6 protein-coding genes and 3 tRNA genes are annotated in these 4,739 nt (G+C 55.7%); all 9 read right to left on the bottom strand.

Annotated elements, in window-relative coordinates:
• Positions 1-488 (bottom strand): site-specific integrase (locus H5T64_13295; GenBank protein MBC7265308.1); only part of this gene is annotated, 488 nt, incomplete at its 3' end.
• A gap of 71 nt (positions 489-559) precedes the next feature.
• Positions 560-631 (bottom strand) — tRNA-Met (locus H5T64_13290).
• A gap of 10 nt (positions 632-641) precedes the next feature.
• Positions 642-713, bottom strand: a tRNA-Met gene (locus tag H5T64_13285).
• 77 nt (positions 714-790) lie between these two features.
• Positions 791-1,207 (bottom strand): septum formation initiator family protein, encoded by a 417-nt coding sequence (locus H5T64_13280; GenBank protein MBC7265307.1) that lies wholly within the window; start codon positions 1,205-1,207, stop codon positions 791-793.
• Between the two features lie 215 nt (positions 1,208-1,422).
• Positions 1,423-2,748, bottom strand: coding sequence for an amidohydrolase (locus H5T64_13275; GenBank protein MBC7265306.1), 1,326 nt, complete (start codon positions 2,746-2,748; stop codon positions 1,423-1,425).
• Between the two features lie 257 nt (positions 2,749-3,005).
• A tRNA-Thr gene (locus H5T64_13270) sits at positions 3,006-3,067 on the bottom strand.
• 321 nt (positions 3,068-3,388) lie between these two features.
• Positions 3,389-4,129, bottom strand: a complete 741-nt coding sequence (locus H5T64_13265) for a hypothetical protein (protein ID MBC7265305.1) — start codon at positions 4,127-4,129, stop codon at positions 3,389-3,391.
• Entirely contained in the window at positions 4,107-4,319 is a 213-nt protein-coding gene (locus tag H5T64_13260; protein MBC7265304.1) for a hypothetical protein, read from the bottom strand. The genes H5T64_13265 and H5T64_13260 overlap by 23 nt, the downstream gene beginning before the upstream one ends.
• A complete protein-coding gene (locus H5T64_13255) occupies positions 4,316-4,708 on the bottom strand; it encodes a helix-turn-helix domain-containing protein (GenBank protein ID MBC7265303.1) in 393 nt (130 codons plus the stop codon). The genes H5T64_13260 and H5T64_13255 overlap by 4 nt, the downstream gene beginning before the upstream one ends.
• Between the last annotated feature and the right edge of the window lie 31 nt (positions 4,709-4,739).

The raw sequence follows: 4,739 nt of genomic DNA, 5'->3' as shown, positions 1-4,739 counted from the left end.
GCCCGTGCTCCAGAGTCCAGAAGGCAGAGCATAATCGCCCGGTCTCTATCGCCCGTGAACGTCCTGCGTTCGCAGGTCGCCAGCATTCGCTTGACATCGCTCATGGGCACCGGGTCTAACGGTTCCTGTGGTAGTTTGGGCGCAACGACCTTGACAATCGGATTGGGGATGTCCAAGTCATACTCAACCCAGCACCAACGCAGGAATGCCTTGGCAGCCCGATAGTGCTGGTGAACACCACCAGGATTGTGCGACTTGCCCAAGTCCAGAAGCCATTGCCTCAACACCGACGGCGTGATGTCCTGGACGTTGCGAATACCTCTGCTTTCGAGATAGTTTCGCAAGTGGCCAAGTTTGTAGCAGTAAAAGTGTAGTGTCCCTGGACTATGACCCCTGGCTCTTCTGTCGGTCAAAAAGGCCGTGATGTCCCTGGCAAGTTCGCTCTGTGAAACTACCCGAAGCCATTGCTCTTTTTTCACGCCCGACATAGCAAAGCCCCCCTTTCTGCCACAACGGGCAGTGGGGGGCTATGACCGAAACGCTATGGGCTGTGCTCCAATGGCGGCGACTAGATTTGAACTAGTGACCCAGGGCTTATGAGTCCCCTGCTCTGCCGCTGAGCTACGCCGCCACAAAAAAGGTAGCGGGGACAGGATTCGAACCTGTGACCTTTGGGTTATGAGCCCAACGAGCTGCCACTGCTCCACCCCGCATCGCACCTATATTTTACAGAAATCGCCAATCCCTGTCAAATCGCGGGCGATTCCGGCACCGTGATCTAGATACGGTCTCAACGACTACCAAATAGAAGGGCCCACCATTCCGGCCAATGGGATTGCCACTGTGGTGTCGTTACTAAGGCCGGGCCAGCTGGTGTGGTCGGAAGAGGGGATGCCTGGGTCCTATTGGCCAAGCGCGGCAAGGGCAAGAAAACGGTCTCGCCGGGACGAGACCACTTCAGTTGCTCACGAACCACCTTCTCGACGTAAGCGTCGCTCCGCACGTATTCCAATTGATCTTCTAAGGCAGCCCCCTCTTTTTCCAAAGCCTTCACCTGCGCCTCTAACAAACTCACCTGGCGCTGGAGCTGGTAGGCTTCGATTGCTTTGCCCACGAATGAGATGACGAAAAAGATGACCAGTGTGCAAGCCAGCACGCTCAACAATTGTGCCAGTGATGGGCTATCAGAACGTGTTGCAGTTGGCATCGCTGTCCCACCCCGGCCTATTGGCCAATGAACTACTTGGTAACTGTAAGTGATTATAGCCCGCTTTTCACTAAAAGTCAATCCCGCTTTGCACGGTGTCATGAACTCTTTCGCGAGGCAGCCGCCCATACGCGACTCAGTCGTAAATAACAGGGCGTCATTATTTCAGCAGACACTTGTTCAGTCATTTTCTCCCCCACCACAGGCAGGCGAAATTAAGTTTCATAGGCTCGCATAATGCGCATTTCTTGTCCGACCATGCGGAAAGCACGCTGCTCAGCCTCGTGCAAAATGCGCTCCTCGTCCAAAGTAGTCAGTTTGCCATCGCGTAGGAGGATTTGGCCATCCACGATGACGCAGCGGATGTCTGGGATCTTAGCCGCGAAGATCACATTGGCGAGTAAGTTGTGGCGAGGACGCAGATGCGCATGGCGGAAATCCAGCAGTATGAGATCGGCCGGGCGGCCAGGAGCAACTACACCGCTTTCAGTGAAGCCCATTGCCTGGGCGCCCCTCTGACTGGCCAGGCGTAAGGGGAGGTCACCGGGCAATGCCGTGGGATCGGCGTGGGCATGGCGTTGCAATAATACGGCCAATTGCACTTCCCGGAGCATATCCAGGGCATTGCCCGAAGCAGGCCCGTCGGTGCCCAATGCTACGTTCACACCAGCGGCAAGCATCTCGGGCACTCGTGTGACGCCCATGCCCAATTTCATGTGCGTGGTGGGGCACTGCACGACCGTCACCTTGTGCTTCGCCAGGATAGCAAGGTCCTCGTCATCCGCATAGATCGCATGTGCGGCTATGACTGGTACGTCGAGGACGCCTAACTTCTCCAGATAGGCGATGGGTGTCAGGCCATGTTTCTTTAAAGAGGTTTCGCGTTGCTCCGGGAATTCCGCTACGTGGAGATGCAGTCCCAAGCCTAACTCTCTGGCCCGAGCCACCACGGTGCGAAGAAATTCTGGTGGACAGGCATAAGGTGAATGAGGGCCCAAGGTGGTCTTGATACGTCCGTGAGCCGCGTCTTGCCAACGTTCGATGAAGTCAATGCTGCCCTCCAGATCTGTGCCGACCTCGCTGTCTGCACCCATGCCAAATACACACCAAGCCAACAGCGCCTTGAGACCTGCCTCCTCGACTACTTCGGCTACCTCGTCCATATAGAAATAGTGGTCAGCAAAGTCCACTGTCCCCGAACGAATCATCTCGGCGGCGGCCAGGTACGCGCCCCAGCGCACGTCCTCTGGCGTCAGCGCTGATTCGGCCACCCAGATCTTCTCGTTGAGCCAGCGATCGAATGGCAGATCCTCGGCCCAGCCTCGCTCGAAAGTCATGGGCGAGTGGGTATGACAATTGAAGAATCCGGGCATCAAGACGTGGTCGGTAGCGTCAATGATCTCGTCGGGCACGAATCCGGCAGGCATGTTTCCGACAGAGGTGATGCGGTCGCCCGTGATCGTCAAATCGGTGCGAAGTAAAATGTCACCCTGCTCGTTCAGCGTGATGACATCTGCATTTCGGATGAGGATTTTGCCCATAGGTATTCTCCTTTGGGGCAAGGATAGCACATATGACCAACGGCTGTCAATTCAGGGTGCCGGGAAAGAGCGAACCCCCGCTAAGGGGGTTCACTCTTTCCGAGGCATCACCGTCGCTCGTGGCGGTCAGGCCACATCATCGGCGGTGATGCCCAGTTTGGTACTACTGTCTATCACGGGCATCACCTCCTTGATCTATGATAGCAAGATAATTGATAAAAAGAATCGGTGATGCACTCTTCGATTGTACTACAAGCCACCCATCGGACTTGAACCGATAACCTAACGCTTACGAAGCGCTTGCTCTGCCGATTGAGCAGAACACACAACCCGTAGCATCGGCTGGCCTGCATACCACAAAATGTTGTGCCTTCTGTCGCTAACTTGACATCTCGTTTATTGCCAAAGCGCTTGCTCTATTTTTGCGAACAAAAAAGCCCCGTCGGTTTGACACCAAACGGGGCCTCTGCTACAATCCCCTTGCGTTGGTGTGTATCTCACCGACGCCAGGCCCTGGACTTAGCCTCAAGTCGCAGGGCTATTTTGTTGTTAAGGCAGCCAGAAGTATAGGCAGGTTGGCAGAAAAGTCAAATAGGGGGCTGGCAGGCGCAACCAGCCCCCAATGGCCATAACGGGAACTCTACAGTTCCTTACCCCCGACTGCCGTTGTCTTTGTCTTCTGACCGACGAAGTAGTCCCAGCCCAGTCGCTCCCAATCTGTATGACTGTTGCGACGTATCCGTGCTCGAATTGCAGATAGCCCTTGACCTGTCGTTGGGGCCATCAAGAACGGCGTATCGCCGAATGTGGCACAAGCCCTATCCAAGTCGGAGAACGCTTGCTCAAAGTCATTGTAAACCCGCTCAAGCGTTGCTTCTGCGTCTTGCACTTCTGGCGTGTGAAGCCTGGCCTCACGGTCGGCTTCCAATTGCTTGGCAAACATAAAAACTTCGACGTTGCTGCCGAACCTGCTGATGAGGCTCGCTGCAGCGCTTTCCTGCCAAGCACGCCTCTCGGTCGGGCTGGCGTGCTTGTAGTAGCGCTTGGCTTCGTCAAGCGAACCCATTCCCGCCAGTCGTGATGAGATGCCCTGGACGTGCAACTTGACCCGTTCGACGTCAAGGTCAGCATCCACCCGTTCCTTGGCTTGTTGCAGCGCCTGTTCTGCCTTCTCCAGCCTGCTCCATAGCGTGCCACCGGTCAAATTGCCGTTCTGGTCAATGCGCCCCCAGAGTGCCTGAACTTCTGCCAGGACGCTGGCGTGCACTCGCTCCTTGAGCGCAGCGACCCTGCGCAGTTTCGCTTCCTGCGAAAGGTCTCGGTCGCCAAGTATGCGCTCCTTCTCTGCCTCGTAGTCGTCAAGCATTGTTCGTATTGACATTTTGTTCACCCCCTTCCAACACAACAATGTAGATGCTCTGGTCAGGTCGTTCCTGCATCGCCTTTGCCAAAGCCGTCCGTCTCGCTTCCTCGGACGAGGGACCGCCCGGTCTTCTGATGTAAAAAATCATCGGTTCCCGAACGCTGCCCGTCCTGGCCTCTAAGTCCTCAACCCGTCTCTCAATACTCATTGTCCACCCCCTGATAATTTGACTTTGCGTTCCAACTCTGAAACCCTGGCCGTTAGGTCAAGGTATTCCGCCAATCCGTCGTAACGGCTCAGAAGCCCAAGGGCAGCCCGCAACCTGATTTTCGCATCGCCGTTGCCCAGGGCTTCACCCACGACGTCAAGGCTTCGGTCAAGCAACCCCGTCAACCGGGCTGCGATGGCCTTCTGTGTAGCATCCGACGCTTGCGTCAACGCAGCGACAAACGCAGGCTGCTCCAGCCAGCGATAAATTGTTGACCTGGACACCCCCGCCTTTTGTGCAGCACTCGTTATCGTGCGCTCTGTCAGGATTGCACGAATAGCCCGCCTCTGTTTGTCATTCAATTTCTCAGATGTCGCATTTTGTCCCATTTTGTCTCACCAGAACGGCTTCTAAGCCTCG

This window comes from Chloroflexota bacterium, from assembly GCA_014360825.1.
In the GTDB taxonomy this organism is placed as follows: Bacteria; Chloroflexota; Anaerolineae; order UBA2200; family JACIWT01; genus JACIWT01.
The sequence above is the reverse complement of the archived record's forward strand: the minus strand, read 5'-3'. Positions and strand labels throughout refer to the sequence as shown.